This window comes from Nitrospirae bacterium CG2_30_53_67 (assembly GCA_001873285.1).
GTDB lineage: Bacteria > CG2-30-53-67 > CG2-30-53-67 > CG2-30-53-67 > CG2-30-53-67 > CG2-30-53-67.
Genome location: MNYV01000132.1, coordinates 1 through 12,765, shown reverse-complemented (window position 1 = coordinate 12,765; position 12,765 = coordinate 1). Strand labels below are relative to the sequence as shown.

The following is a 12,765-nucleotide window of genomic DNA, read 5'->3' as shown; positions in this document are numbered from 1 at the left end:
ACTATAGCAGTTTCTGCTATAGAAAGGGAGGTGTCTCTTTTTCCCTGAAATAATTTTACTTGAAATATACGATAGAGCCCTTTATATGATTATCAAGGATTCCAGGGTTCAAGGGGTCAAGTGAAATACTGATACCGGTAAACCGAGTACAAGAACGCAAGCAAAATTTCCAGAGAAAAACACTGGAACCCTTGAACCCTATGACCCTCGGCCCCTTATGTTTTTAGCACTTCACTTGACCCCTGGAATCCTTGACCCCTTGACCCCTGATGTTTTCACCCACGCTTTTGGAGATGAACCTCATTTAATGATCTTTTACCGATTTGCATTTCCCATGGAATGGGGCTACAGTACCGGACGTCAATGGAAGGGAATGTTGAGCATGAATTACACCCATCTTTTTCAGCCTGGCAGGATCGGTTCCCTGAGTCTCAAGAACCGGATCCTCATGCCGCTTTATCCCACCAAGTACGCAACGGAGAGCCGGGTGAACGAACGGATGATCGCCTTTTACAAGGCGCGGGCCAAAGGCGGCGCGGCCCTGATCGTGCTCGACTGCCCGTGCCTCGACTACCCGGCAGCGTACAAAGGGAAAAATGAACTCCGCATGGATGAGCCTTCATTTGTTGAGGGGATCCGGAGCCTTCTCAAAGAGATCCGGCCATACGGTACCCGAGCCTTCATGCACCTGAGCTACCCGCACGAACAGGTTTTTAATGATAAGGTCTCGGGCGCCGAACCCAAGGGGAACCTATGGGTCCGGCCGTGCATCAACTTTGTGAATACGGAAGAGATATACGGGATCATGGATAGAATGGCGGAAGGTGCGGCAAAGGCCCGGGAGATCGGATACGACGGCGTGGATCTCCAGGCGAGCTACGGCGATTTTATTGCCCAACTCCTCTCTCCGCTCACCAACCAGAGAAACGACGAATTCGGAGGGACCCTTGAGAACCGAGCACGTTTTCTCACCGGTCTGATCAGAAAAATCAAGCAAAACGCCGGCTCCGATTTTCCGGTCATGGTTAAACTGGTCTGCAACGAGTTTACTGCAGGCGGACTGACCCTAAATGATGGCCGGCAGATCGCTCGTATGGCCGAGGCCTCAGGGGCCGATTTGATCGTGGCCAGCGGCGGCAACAAGAAGACAAAATATAAGACCATCCCGCCGCACTCCTCACCCCCTGCACCGCTTTTGGATTTGGCTGCGGGAATCAAGGAGGAAGTCCTGATTCCGGTCGCAGCCATCGGCAAGATCAACACGCCGGATCTGGCCGATCGGATCCTGATGGAGGGAAAAGCGGATTTTGTCGGCATGGTCCGGGCCCTGCTGGCCGATCCTTTCCTCCCTGAGAAGGCCCAGTCGGGAAACACGGAGGAGATCCGGTTCTGCATCTACTGTCTCGAAGACTGCGCCCAGGACGGGGTCCCGGGACTTGGACGGAGCTGCACCGTCAACCCCTTTGCCGGACAGGAGGCAGCCCTGGTCATGACCCCTCCGCCCATGAAAAAGAAGGTGGTCATCGTGGGGGGCGGTCCGGCAGGCATGCAGGCTGCGATCCTCTGTGCTGAAAGAGGGCACAGGGTTATCCTCTTTGAAAAAGAAAAGGAACTGGGCGGGCAGTTTCTCTATGCAGACCGTGCCCCGTTCAAAGAAGAGAATGCGAAACTCCTGAAATATCTCAATACCATGATCAGAAAATACAGGATAACGGTTCATCTGGAGACCCAGGCGGGGGTTGATGAGGTCCTCTCCGGATCGCCGGATGCCGTGATCCTGGCTACAGGATCGAGACCCAGGATCCCTGATATCCCAAAAATCAATTTCCCCTTTGTTTACGATTACCGGGAATATTACAAGGAAAACCCGTACGTGGGAAAACGCGTGGCCATCATCGGGGGCGGCGATATCGGTTGTGAGACCGCGGACAGGATCACCACCCCAGGCCGGGAGGTGACCGTGGTGGAAATGCAGGAGACCCTCCTTCCCGCCATGAAGGATATCCCGAGGGAGGACCTCCTGACCCGCCTCAAGGAAAAACAGGTCACCATCCTCACCGGATTTGAGGCCGTATGCGTGGAGTGCGGGCTCCTCCAGGTCCGGGACAAGGAAGGAAAGCTCTCTCCGGTCAGGGCCGATACCATCATCATCGCTGCCGGGGCCGTTTCAGATGCCCCTCTGCTCCATCCCCTTCGGGAGAAGATCCCGGATGTTTATGTCATCGGCGAGGCCGTGAGGCCAGGCAATGCCGGGAATGCCCTCAGGAGCGCGGCAAGCCTCGCTGTTAGATTATAATGCAGGATTTCCATCCCTCATATCGTGAATCCGGCGATAGGCGATGCAAAGCCCCTTGAGAGTCAAATTCATGTCCACCGCATCGAACTTAGGGTAGACATTCGCCATCAGGGCGGCATACCCCCCCGTGGCAATGATCCGTGGATGCCCCGTCATGGTTTGCTCGATTCTCTTCACCATCCCCTCGACAAGGCTTGCAAATCCGTAGAGAAGACCGGACTGAATGCTCTCTACCGTACTGCCCCCCACAGGGGACGGGGGAAGAACCAGATCCACGGACTGGAGTTTCGCCGCCTTCTCAAAGAGGGCCTTCATGGAGATCCCGATGCCGGGCGAGATGGCCCCGCCCACATATTCCCCTTTCTCATTGATCACATCGAAGGTGATGGCCGTTCCGAAATCCACGATGATCAATGGAGGAGAGTGTTCTTCAAGTGCGGCCACGGCATTGACCACCCGGTCGGCGCCTACGTCCCCGGGCCGCTGGTACCGGACCGGGAGCCCTGGAAGGTTTTCCGCCGTCACAAAGAGAGGCCTCAGATTGAAATAGGATTGCGCCATATCTCTCACGACGCCGTCCAATGAAGGAACCACGCTGGCCACAGCCATCCCGGTCAATCCCTGATCCCGGCCTATCTCCTTGCTGCAGAGGTCACGGATCAGGGTCCCGTACTCGTCGGCGGTTCCATCCGGAATGGTTCGAATCCTCCAGTCCCGGATCAGATCCGTTCCGGAAAAAAGTCCCAGCACCGTCTGGGTATTCCCGATATCCATGGCTAAAAGCATAGGATTTCTCCGAAGTGAAAAATTCTTACCTGCCCTTCTCCATTACGGTCACATCCCCGGAGACCACCTCTTCTATCGTGCCATCCTCCCTGCGTATCCTGAGGCGCCCCTGTTCGCCGATCTCCAGGGCCAATCCTTGTATCTCCCTTTGGGGCATGCCCACACGCACCTGACGGCCGATGGTCATGGACAATGCAGTCCAACGTTCCCGAAAGGGGATGAAACCGTGCTTGCAAAAAACGGCGTAATCTCTCTCCAGGCCTTGGAGAAACCTCCGGAACAGGGCCACCCGGCTGAACGTTCGGCCCGCCTCCAGGAACAGGGATGTGGCGGTCTCCTGCAAATCAGCGGGGATGTCGTCCCTGGTCATATTCACGTTGATGCCGGCCCCCAGGACCACGTAATTAACCTGATCCATGTCCGCTGACATCTCGGTCAGTATCCCGCCGGCTTTTTTCTCACCGATCCAGAGATCATTGGGCCATCGGATCCTCACGGGGAGTCCGGTCTCTTTGATCAATGATTCGCAGAGGGAAGCCGCCGACACCAGGGTGATCTGAGGGATCCAGGCGGGGGGGACGTCCGGTTTGAGTATCATTGAAAAATAGAGATTGCACTTGGGCGGGGAGACCCATGACCGGCCGAGCCTCCCCTTGCCTCGGCTCTGCGCATCCGCCACAATGAGGGTCCCCTCGGATGCGCCTTGCCTCGCCATGTCTCTGGCGATTGTCTGAGTGGATTCGGTGCGCTCCAGATAGTGAATCTTTCCGGTGAATGTTCCGGCCTTCAGTCCATACCGGATCTCTTCAGGAAGCAGGAGATCCGGAGCAGAGATAAACCGGTAGCCTGAAGAAGGCGAGGATGCGATCTCATAACCCATTTCCCGAAGCCGGTTCACCCGTTTCCAGACGGCGGTCCTGGATACCCCAAGGGCCCGGCTCAGGAGGGCGCCGGAGACCACCCTGCCGGCCTCCTTGCGCAGCAGGCTCAGCAAATTTTCCATTGCTTTTATCTCCTGATTCCCTTCAACTGTTCCTGCAAATTTGGTTCCTTTCCCATTTAGTGGGTAAAAAAGGGTTCGAGGGTTCCAGGGGTCAAGGGGTCAAGTGAAATACTGCAAGACAAGCAAAATCTCCAGAGAAAAACACTGGAACCCTTGACCCCTTGACCCCTCATGTTTTCACTCATTCTTTTTGAGAGGATCTGAATTTTATTTCCAGCGAGATATCCACGGCACGAACCGAATGGGTCAGCGCCCCCACCGAAATCCGATCCACGCCGGTCATGGCCGTTTCACGGACATTCTCCAGACGGATGTTTCCGGAGGCCTCGACCTCGGCCCTCTTTCGGATCAGTTCGACCGCGGCCTGCATCATCGGGATGTCCATGTTGTCGAGCATGATCACATCCGCCTGAACCTCGACGGCCTCCCGGGCCTCCTGGAGGTCGGTCACCTCCACCTCGACCGGTCGGATCCCGGGGAACCGTTCACGGACACGCATGACCGCGGCGGCAATCCCTCCGGCCACGGCGATGTGGTTGTCCTTGATGAGCACGGCGTCATAGAGGCCCATGCGATGGTTGGTCCCTCCCCCCATCCTGACGGCATATTTTTCCAGGAGCCGGAGTCCAGGAAGGGTCTTCCTTGTATCCATGATCTTAACCGGAAGACCCGAGATCTGCTTCACAAAGGCGGAGGTGATCGTGGCCACGCCGGAGAGGTGCTGCAAAAAATTCAGGGCCACACGCTCCGCCTTCAGGATCGCGGCCGCATCGCCGCTGATCCCGGCGATCTTTTCTCCTTTGCGCACCGGTTCGCCGTCGGAGAACCGTGAGACAAAAGTCAGGCTTGAATCTATATACAGGAAGACCTCCCTGGCCGCCTCGATCCCGGCGAGAACCAGATCCTCGCAGGATAGGATCTCGGCCGAGGCGGTCATCCCTTGATGCACGACCGCGTCCGTGGTCATATCCATCCGGCCCAGATCCTCTTCCACACTCTCTCGAATGAGCTTTTTGACCTTGGTATCCGTAAACATGATCGGCTGGTCTTTCATATATGACGGCATAGTAAAAAGTCCGTCTGCTGCGTTCCGCTTCATCCTTCGTCATTGCAGCGTACCTCTTAGTACGCCTCATTCCTCAGGACTCGCGCGCCTTGCATCCGAAGCTTTTTGCTATGCCGTCCATCCTTGGGACTTTTTACGAGTCCATCATATGTGTCTCAGTCAGGAAGTGAGGGCGGAAAGCCCCGCCTGGATTTTTTTCTCCTTGGCGTGGAGTTCCTCTCCCCTTTTCCGTTCCTTCTCCACGACCTCTGCAGGGGCTTTTTCCATGAAAGAATCGTTGGCCAGTTTTTTATTGACCGAAGAGAGCTCGTCCTGGACCTTTTTGAGGTTCTTCATCAGCCGGGCGCGCTCCTCATCCAGATCTATCACCCCTTTGAGCGGGACAAAAACCTCCATCCGGTCGCTCACCGACGTGGCGGAGGATGGCGGTCGTACCAGATCCTGCCCGATCTCTATGGTATCGCACCGGCTCATGAAAAGCAGATAGATCAGATGCCGGCGCAAAACCTCTCCAGCCTTCGAATCCCTCAACCGGATCAGGGCATGCAAACCCTTTCCCGGCGAAATATTCATCTCCCCGCGGACGTTTCGGATCAAGTTGATCGCCTCCATGATCATGGACATCTCATCCTCCGAGGCCTGATCATTCCGACCGGGGTCAAACTTCGGGTAGGAAGTGATCATGATACTCACGCCGTGCCGGGGAAGGTGCTGATAGATCTCCTCGGTGAGAAAAGGCATGAAGGGGTGAAGGAGCCGAAGGCTTTCATCCATGACCTTTTGAAGCATGTTTTGGGCCGTCAGTTTCTTTGCAGGGTCTTTCCCATACAACCGTTCCTTGATCAGCTCCAGGTACCAGTCGCACAGCTCATGCCAGAAGAACTGATACAGGGAGGACGCCGCTTCATTAAACTGGTATGCATTTAGGGCATCCAGGACTTCTTTGGCGGTCCGGTTGAGCCGACTCAGGATCCATCGGTCCGAGAGTTCGAGCGGAGCGGCTTCGGTCTTCTCGGGGATTTCCTTGAGATGCATCAGGGCAAACCGGGCGGCGTTCCAGATCTTGTTGGTGAAATTCCTGTACCCCTGGATCCGCTCCTCGGAGAGCCGGATATCCCGCCCCTGGGCGGCGAAGGCCGCAAGCGTGAAACGGAAGGCATCGGTCCCGTACTGGGCGATCATGGTCAGGGGATCGATCACGTTCCCCTTGGATTTGGACATCTTCTGCCCCTCTGCATCGCGGACCAGCGCATGGATATAGACCTCTCGGAATGGGACCTCTCCCATGAACTTCAGGCCCATCATCAGCATGCGGGCAACCCAGAAAAAGATGATATCGAACCCGGTAATCAGGACAGAGGTCGGATAATAATGTTCAAGCTCAGGGGTCCGGTCGGGCCAGCCGAGGGTGGAGAAGGGCCAGAGGGCCGAGGAGAACCAGGTATCCAGGACGTCGGTCTCCTGCTCGATTTTCCTGCTTCCGCAATGCGCGCACCGGTCCGGGTCCTCTCTGCTGACGGTGATCCCCGAACATTCCCCGCAGTACCACGCCGGGATCCGGTGCCCCCACCAGATCTGCCGTGAGATACACCAGTCCCGGATGTTGCGCATCCATTCGAAATATGTCTTCTCCCACCCCTGCGGGATGAACCGGGTCTTCCCCTGCTCCACCGCAAGGATGGCAGGCTCGGCCAGATCCTTCATCCGGACAAACCATTGCAGCGAAAGCATCGGCTCCACCACGGTCTTGCACCGATAGCAGCGCCCGATGGCGTGACGGTATTCCTCGATCTTTTCTATCAGCCCAAGGTCCGTAAGGTCCTTGAGCAGGCGGGCCCTGCATTCAGACCGGTCAAGACCGGCGTACGGCCCTGCCTCCTCATTCATCCTGGCATCCTTGTCCATGACGCTGATCTGTTCGAGTCCGTGGCGTCGTCCCACCTCGAAGTCGTTGGGATCATGCCCCGGAGTGATCTTGACCACGCCGGTCCCGAAGGCCCTGTCCACATACGGATCAGCGATGACCGGCAGTTCACGCCCGATCACAGGGAGGATGCCCTTTCTGCCGACATATTCCCTGTAGCGGTCGTCCTCCGGATTCACGGCCAGGGCCGTATCCCCCAGCAGGGTCTCGGGCCGTGTGGTGGCCACAACCAGGACCTCCTCAGAGCCGGCTATAGGATAGCGGATGTAATAAAGCTTCCCGGCCAGTTCTTCATGCTCCACCTCCAGGTCGGAGAGGGCCGTATGACACCGAGGGCACCAGTTGATGATATAGTTGTCCCGATAGATCAGCTTCTCTTCGTACAGACGGACAAAAACCTCCCGGACAGCACGGGAAAGCCCCTGGTCCATGGTAAACCGTTCCCGTTCCCAGTCACAGGAGGCGCCGAGCCGTTTGAGCTGATTGATGATCACCCCGCCGTACTCCTCGCGCCACTGCCAGACCCGGTCCACAAAGGCGTCCCTCCCCAGATCGTGGCGGGTCTTCCCTTCCCTCCCGAGATCGCGCTCCACCACGTTCTGCGTGGCGATCCCGGCATGATCGGTCCCCGGCATCCATAGGGTATTGTACCCCTGCATCCGCTTCCACCGGACCAGGATATCCTGAAGGGTATTGTTCAGGGCATGACCCATATGAAGGGAGCCGGTGATGTTGGGAGGCGGAATAACAATCGAGAAGAAGGGGCGTTTCGGATCCAAACCGCCGCGAAAAAAACCTTTCTCGACCCAAAAGTTGTACCATTTTTCCTCGGTGATCTTCGGATCATATACCTTATCCATTTCCTGAAGTATCCTGTGGTTTTTTTCCCCTGACACAGATCTTATCCTTATCTATCCATGCTATTTCAGATTCTTTTTCTTCAAAAGGTTTTTCAAATAAGTGACGGTACTATACCTGTATGACAAGATGGTGTCAAGGTTTACGAAAACCTGCCAAGGGCGTTGTCCGCTCACGGTCCGGCCGGTTCCGGCATGATGCGAAAAGTCAAAAAAAAATAACAAAAAAGCTTGACAAAGCCCTTGATTTTAGATAGAAGATGGCGAAAACATCTGAGGAGAGGCATAAACATGGATCGAGATCATCGCATTAAGGTCCTTGCTGAACATCTGATATGGGCCATCAACCAGGCCTATATTGATAATGACTTGATCCAGGAGGCGCTCAACCAGATCGAGGAAGAAGGATATAAGGTGGACATCCTCCTCGCCGCCTTCACTCGTTTTGACAGATCGGATACCACTGAAGAAGAAGCCTCCTCCGAACAGCCCGCACCCTCATTCCAGAATATCGAAGAGATCGAGGACGACGAGGACAAGGAAGCGGATGAAGATCCTCCTCTCTCCTCCGATATCAATGAATTCGACCGCACCTTCCTGAAGTTGATCAAGGTTGGATATTCCATCGAAGAACAAACTTAAGAACCCCCCTCACTGAAAAAGCGATCCCTCAGCCGGACTTCCGCATCGGTCCCCGAAACAGCCCGTTTCAGCCTCCGGCATGACTCGCATGCACCGCACATCTTTTCACCGCCGTGGTAACAGCTCCAGATCTCTTCAAAGGGAACATGGTATTTGAGCCCGGCCAGAACGACCTCTGTTTTATCCATCTCCGGCGTATAACTGATGACTCGAACCTGATTGAGGGTGGAATAGGCAAGGGATGCATTGACCGCATTTAGAAAGGCCTTTGAATTGTCGGGGAAGGTCTCCGCTTCCTCCCGGTTGAACCCCGTCACCATCAGAGAGGCGCCCAGGGATTCGGCAACGGCCGCGGCGATATTGATGAAAACCCCGTTCCGGTTTGCGACCCAGACGGAGCGGGCGGTCTCCTTGGTTCTTTCCGCGTCGGACAGATCCTCCCTGCTCAAGCGAGGAACCTCCCCTCTTCCCCGAATCAGAGAAGAAGAAGCGATCTCCTGCATCCAGGGAAGTGAAATCACGCGGTGCGGGAGGGAGAACTGTGCGCAAACCCTTTGGCAGGCCGTGATCTCTCGGGCGGATGAGCGCTGACCGTAATCAAAGGTCAGGCAGGAAAGGACCGTCCCTTTTTCACGGGCCATCACGAGATTCACCACCGAATCCAGGCCGCCGGAGAGGAGGATGATCTGAGAGGAAGCAGCCAACTCATGGCTCCGGAATATAGGTCGCGCAGGCATCGTCCGACTCCCAGACGGTCACCCGGGCAACCTGCACACGCTTACTGTCCAAATGTTCGGAGAGACGTTCAAAAATCCACCGGGCGATGACTTCGGAGGAGGGGTTTTCGGTTTGAAACATGGGAAGATCATTCAAATGAAGATGATCCAACTCATTCAGAATATCGTTAAGCGCATGCTTGATATCCTTGAAATCCATGCCCAGACCGATCTCATTTAAGTCCGCTGCCGTAACGGTCGCCTCTACCTTCCAGTTGTGGCCGTGCAGGTTCTCGCATTTGCCTTTATAGTTTCTCAACTGATGGGCGGCCGAGAACCGTCCGGTTACCGTCAGCTCGTACACATGAATCTCCTTTTGATTTTATCCCAGGACACTAAGTGGTCCTGTTCGTAAATATGGTGACGCACCGAGAGAGCCGTAGGGCGGTTTCATCAAGGCGCGCGACTGAGGCGTGCCCTCTGTGGTACGTCGCAAGGAGCGGAACTTTGATCCGACAGCCCTACGGCGCTCGAATGCCACCGTATTTACGAATAGGGCCACTAAGACAGCACGAGTCATCAACCTCCGGCAAAACCGGAGGCTTGACGTTTGCCGGCCCCTCAAAGGGGCCTATTCGCAAACGGTTAAAAACACCCTCCCTTAACCCCTCCTCTCCTCCCCTTACTACAAGGGGAGGTTCCCCCTCTTATTCTAAGAGGGGGCAAGGGGGAGTTAGGGGTAAAGCATTTCGGTTATTAAGGTTCTCATAATAGAAACGACATCATATGGAAAATCCCTCCCAACCTCCCTTTGTCAAAGGGAGGAATCTCCCCCTCTTTGGAAAAGAGTGGCAAGGGGAGATTTCATGAACCATGTCTATTCTATTTCGAGACTATTAATAACTGCATACTCCCGGAATGGCCAAACTCTAAGGGTCCCCCGGCAGAGCCGGGGGGGTGCCTAAATGCAATTACGACCAGACCTCGGCCTTCCGCGTCCAATCGCTCCTGGGATATTTTTCTTTCAATGCCGTGAATGTCTCCTTGAGATGCGACGGATCGTGCGTGGCCATATAGTTGCATACACCCGAGAAATAGAGTGCCTCGGGCGCAGCCGCTGTCTCCGGATAGGCCTGAATGACCTGTTTGTACGCCTGAAGGGCCTCGTTATAACGCTTCAGGTCATATTCCATCTTGGCAAGCCCCAGCCTCATCTCGCTCAGGAAGGTTTCCGGCGAGAGATAACCCGTGGTACGGTGATGCTCTTTCTGATTCTGATCATAAATAATAATCGTGGGTGTCCACTGGGCATTGAATTCATTAAATCTTTTCTGATCCCTGGCGCTGTCGAACTTGAGCGGGATAAAATTGGCATTCACAAAATCAACCACATCCTGACTTGGGTACGTAACTGCACCCATCTTCTGACACCCGCTTCAACCCGGGTTGAAAAAATCAATCAGAAGCGGTTTGTTTTCCTTCCTGCTTGTCTTCAGGGCCTCTTTCAGATCGGTTTTCCAGATAATCTGATTCTCCATCATCATCCCTCCTTATCTATTTATTATTCCGTATCATGTCGAACTTTACCCCGATCCCCCCTGATTTGTCAAATGACCCGAATCCCGATATAGAAATTCTAAAATTGTTCCTTCTCCCTTGATGGGAGAGGGGCAGGGTGAGGGTGAATCGTTTTTACCCTTAAGGTTACCCCTCCCCCACGCCCCCTCCTCTATGAGCAGTTGGACCCGAGCCATAGGCCGCAAGGGGATGGGGATTTACCGGAAGAGCTATTTTCTATCTCTGTTGTTGGGAATGAGGGGACCCTATCCGTCCCCGTGTGATGATTCACTCAGCAATTCCCCGAGCCGCAAGGCATTCTTGAACGCAGAGGCCCCATGGCAGTTGTTGAACATGACGAATGTCTGCCTGGCCCGTTTGGAGGCATTCCGGATCTCGGGGATGAAGCTCCTCAACTCATCATCGGAATAAAAGTAATCGTATTTAAGAGACGTTTCGATCCCTTTCTTCAGCCAGTTTCCTTTGTTCCTCCCATGCAGTCTGAAGTAAGCGAGTTCCGAGGTTACCTCTGGAAGAAATGGGATCGTGGCCAGTGAGCCGTATTGAGGCTCATCCGCTGAGATATAAGTGATTCCGTGCTCCTGCAGGAAACGGAACATGGTTTCAGCCTTCCCCGGCGCAAGCCAGCTTCCGTGCCGGAACTCCACGGCCAGCCGGAGCCCCTTGACCATTTCCTTACAGGTCAAAATGTACTCGAAACTCTCAGAGGTGTGCCGAAACCAGGGCGGGTACTGAAACACGATCAGGCCGAGTTTCCCTGACTCGATCAGGGGGGTCAAGGTCTCTATGAATTTCCAGGCGACGATCCTCAGAAGGTCCGGCTCCTTGATGTAGATGTATTGCTTGTTCTTTTCCTGTGCAGGGAGCAGATCCGCCAGATCTCCGGGGAGGTTCTTGGGATCAATGCCATGCCCGGTAAGCGCGCCATAGGCCTTGATATGGAACAGAAAATTTTCCGGGGTGCGTTCCGCCCAGAGTTGGACGTTCTTCACTGAAGGGATCGCATAGTAGCTGGAATCCACTTCCACGGTATTGAACTTACCGGCGTAGTACCGGAGCCGTTCTTCAGCCGAACGGGCCTCACCGGGATAAAACCCGCCGCTCTGTATCATGCTCTTCTCCGTCCACGAACAGGTCCCGATCCGGATCATCTTATTCCCATTTCATAACTTTGCTTTCTCATTCAAATTCAAGTTGTTTCTGTGACTGCAGGTCATAGACCAAACTGTCTCCTTGTTTCCGTGCCAAGGTACTGAGATGATGCTCCATCAGTTTACCAGATGCAACGATATGGAACAGCGGATGCTTGCGTGAACCCGGCAGTGACCGAACATCCACAAGATATTGGATGCCGAATTCATTGAGAAGCGCAAGAAAATCCTCAAGAGACCAGTTCCCATGACCTATCGTATAGATCAAAACATCCGCGGCCGGCAATACAGGATTGGGGGTCAAAATGCTCAATGATCGGGTCATCGTGATGAATCTTATAACGCGAACAGGATCAATGTGTCAACCGCAGTTTCTTTCTACCATGAGAGCTCTTAAATAAAAAACCGCCGATAGAACAGCCTGATCTATCGGCGGTTCCGAGATATCAAATATCCCGGAGACTTTGGATGGTTTTTACCTGGGTCTGCCCTTCTCAAACGTTCCATCTCCCCCACGTGGGGTGAGGGTGAGGTGGTAGAGTATTTCTGGACACTTTCTTAAGAGTGTATTATTAATAACTCAGGAGGTGTCCCATGAGCAAGCAAAGAAGACGTAAGCATTCAAAAGAATTCAAAGAAGAAGCAGTAAAGCTGGTAACGGAACAAGGGTATCAAGTATCTGAGGCCGCCCGGAATTTGGGAATACATCCCAACGTTCTGGGACGCTGGAAGCAGGAATTAGGGGT

The 12,765-nt window shown here is 54.4% G+C and carries 11 protein-coding genes and 1 pseudogene; 3 read left to right on the top strand and 9 right to left on the bottom strand.

Annotation, left to right across the window (positions count from 1 at the left end; all coding sequences use genetic code 11):
* Positions 1–307 precede the first annotated feature (307 nt).
* Positions 308–2,296: a hypothetical protein gene (locus AUK29_08355; protein OIP62500.1), complete on the top strand. Its 1,989-nt coding sequence runs from the start codon at positions 308–310 to the stop codon at positions 2,294–2,296.
* Here the strand turns inward: AUK29_08355 and AUK29_08350 are convergent.
* The 4 genes from AUK29_08350 to AUK29_08335 all read right to left on the bottom strand — a co-directional run bounded on the left by AUK29_08350 (position 2,291) and on the right by AUK29_08335 (position 7,935).
* On the bottom strand, positions 2,291–3,082 hold the full coding sequence (locus AUK29_08350; GenBank protein OIP62499.1) for a hypothetical protein: 792 nt from the start codon (positions 3,080–3,082) through the stop codon (positions 2,291–2,293). The two genes, AUK29_08355 and AUK29_08350, sit on opposite strands and share 6 nt — an antisense overlap.
* 25 nt (positions 3,083–3,107) lie before the next feature.
* Entirely contained in the window at positions 3,108–4,085 is a 978-nt protein-coding gene (locus AUK29_08345) for a biotin--[acetyl-CoA-carboxylase] ligase (GenBank protein ID OIP62498.1), read from the bottom strand.
* Positions 4,086–4,266: 181 nt separating this feature from the next.
* On the bottom strand, positions 4,267–5,121 hold the full coding sequence (locus AUK29_08340) for a nicotinate-nucleotide diphosphorylase (carboxylating) (protein OIP62502.1): 855 nt from the start codon (positions 5,119–5,121) through the stop codon (positions 4,267–4,269).
* A 189-nt stretch (positions 5,122–5,310) separates the two neighbouring features.
* Positions 5,311–7,935, bottom strand: coding sequence for a valine--tRNA ligase (locus tag AUK29_08335; protein OIP62501.1), 2,625 nt, complete (start codon positions 7,933–7,935; stop codon positions 5,311–5,313).
* A 288-nt stretch (positions 7,936–8,223) separates the two neighbouring features.
* On the opposite strand from AUK29_08335, the gene AUK29_08330 reads away from it, so the two are divergent.
* Positions 8,224–8,574: a hypothetical protein gene (locus AUK29_08330; protein OIP62497.1), complete on the top strand. Its 351-nt coding sequence runs from the start codon at positions 8,224–8,226 to the stop codon at positions 8,572–8,574.
* Here AUK29_08330 and AUK29_08325 read toward each other — a convergent pair.
* From AUK29_08325 to AUK29_08305, 5 genes are all read right to left on the bottom strand, one after another.
* Positions 8,571–9,311 carry a 7-cyano-7-deazaguanine synthase QueC gene (locus tag AUK29_08325; protein OIP62496.1) on the bottom strand — a complete coding sequence of 247 codons (741 nt, stop codon included), beginning with the start codon at positions 9,309–9,311 and terminating at the stop codon, positions 8,571–8,573. The genes AUK29_08330 and AUK29_08325 overlap by 4 nt on opposite strands.
* The gene (locus tag AUK29_08320; GenBank protein OIP62495.1) at positions 9,280–9,654 is read right to left on the bottom strand and encodes a 6-carboxytetrahydropterin synthase QueD; all 375 of its coding nucleotides are present in this window, start codon (positions 9,652–9,654) and stop codon (positions 9,280–9,282) included. Before AUK29_08320 ends, AUK29_08325 begins: the two co-directional genes overlap by 32 nt.
* Positions 9,655–10,261: 607 nt before the next feature.
* Positions 10,262–10,711 carry a hypothetical protein gene (locus tag AUK29_08315; GenBank protein OIP62494.1) on the bottom strand — a complete coding sequence of 150 codons (450 nt, stop codon included), beginning with the start codon at positions 10,709–10,711 and terminating at the stop codon, positions 10,262–10,264.
* Between the two features lie 402 nt (positions 10,712–11,113).
* On the bottom strand, positions 11,114–12,019 hold the full coding sequence (locus tag AUK29_08310; GenBank protein OIP62493.1) for a hypothetical protein: 906 nt from the start codon (positions 12,017–12,019) through the stop codon (positions 11,114–11,116).
* A 28-nt stretch (positions 12,020–12,047) separates the two neighbouring features.
* Positions 12,048–12,344, bottom strand: a complete 297-nt coding sequence (locus tag AUK29_08305) for a hypothetical protein (GenBank protein OIP62492.1) — start codon at positions 12,342–12,344, stop codon at positions 12,048–12,050.
* Between the two features lie 269 nt (positions 12,345–12,613).
* Here AUK29_08305 and AUK29_08300 point away from each other — a divergent pair.
* A pseudogene (locus AUK29_08300) lies at positions 12,614–12,765 on the top strand (transposase).

Bases quoted from the DNA above. Each gene is read 5' to 3' on its own strand.
- AUK29_08355 (OIP62500.1), top strand. From the start codon at position 308: ATGATCTTTTACCGATTTGCATTTCCCATGGAATGGGGCTACAGTACC.
- AUK29_08350 (OIP62499.1), bottom strand. From the start codon at position 3,082: ATGCTTTTAGCCATGGATATCGGGAATACCCAGACGGTGCTGGGACTT.
- AUK29_08345 (OIP62498.1), bottom strand. From the start codon at position 4,085: ATGGAAAATTTGCTGAGCCTGCTGCGCAAGGAGGCCGGCAGGGTGGTC.
- AUK29_08340 (OIP62502.1), bottom strand. From the start codon at position 5,121: ATGTTTACGGATACCAAGGTCAAAAAGCTCATTCGAGAGAGTGTGGAA.
- AUK29_08335 (OIP62501.1), bottom strand. From the start codon at position 7,935: ATGGATAAGGTATATGATCCGAAGATCACCGAGGAAAAATGGTACAAC.
- AUK29_08330 (OIP62497.1), top strand. From the start codon at position 8,224: ATGGATCGAGATCATCGCATTAAGGTCCTTGCTGAACATCTGATATGG.
- AUK29_08325 (OIP62496.1), bottom strand. From the start codon at position 9,311: ATGCCTGCGCGACCTATATTCCGGAGCCATGAGTTGGCTGCTTCCTCT.
- AUK29_08315 (OIP62494.1), bottom strand. From the start codon at position 10,711: ATGGGTGCAGTTACGTACCCAAGTCAGGATGTGGTTGATTTTGTGAAT.
- AUK29_08310 (OIP62493.1), bottom strand. From the start codon at position 12,019: ATGATCCGGATCGGGACCTGTTCGTGGACGGAGAAGAGCATGATACAG.
- AUK29_08305 (OIP62492.1), bottom strand. From the start codon at position 12,344: ATGACCCGATCATTGAGCATTTTGACCCCCAATCCTGTATTGCCGGCC.